This window comes from Palleronia caenipelagi (assembly GCF_007004065.1).
GTDB classification, from domain to species: domain Bacteria; phylum Pseudomonadota; class Alphaproteobacteria; order Rhodobacterales; family Rhodobacteraceae; genus Palleronia; species Palleronia caenipelagi.
In genome coordinates this window covers 1-838 of sequence record NZ_VFSV01000151.1, presented here as the reverse complement: position 1 = coordinate 838, position 838 = coordinate 1, and the positions used below count along the sequence as shown (strand labels likewise).

Annotated in this window: 1 pseudogene; it reads left to right on the top strand. The window is 57.4% G+C overall.

Annotated features, from left to right (window positions below):
* Nucleotides 1-838: pseudogene (locus FEV53_RS20390) on the top strand (IS3 family transposase); the annotation flags it as partial.

Here is an 838-nt window from a genome sequence, read left to right as displayed (position 1 = left end):
CAAAATCGGGCAGCTGGTCGTGGAACGGGATTTTTTGTTGGAAGCCTCCAGTCTCATCCCCGGCACTGGAGGCAAAAAGCGGTGAAGAAAGACCATCCCGATCTCAGCGTCCGGCGGCAATGCAGCCTGCTGTCACTGGCACGCTCAACCCTCTACTACCAGCCGCGTGGGGAAAGCCCCGAGAACCTGAAGTTCATGGAAATCATCGATYGTCAGTTCCTCGAGACGCCATGGTATGGCTCACGCCAGATGGTCCGGCACTTGGCTCGCGAGGGACATAAATGCGGCCGACATCGTGTGCGGCGGCTGATGCAGCTCATGCGGTTGGTGCCTATCTACCAGGAACCGAAGACCAGCAAGAAGCACCCGGAGCACAAGATATATCCATATCTTCTGAAGGACTTACCCATCCCCCGACCTAACCAGGTCTGGTGTGCTGACATCAGCTACATCCCGATGCGCCGGGGGTTTCTCTATCTCGTGGCCATCATGGATTGGCACAGCCGGAAGGTGCTGAGCTGGCGGCTCTCGAACAGCATGGACGCGGGGTTCTGCGTCGAGGCTTTGAAAGAARCGCTGGCTCGATACAGCACCCCCGAGATTTTCAACACCGATCAAGGATCCCAATTCACCAGCACCGACTTCACCGACGTGCTGCGCGACGCAAAGATCAAAATCTCGATGGATGGCCGGGGCCGCTGGATCGACAACCGGATGATCGAGCGGCTCTGGCGATCCCTCAAATACGAATGCGTCTACTTGAACGCCTTCGAAACAGGTTCCGAAGCCCGGGACGGGATCGGTGACTGGATCAGCTACTACAACAAAAGACGCCCGC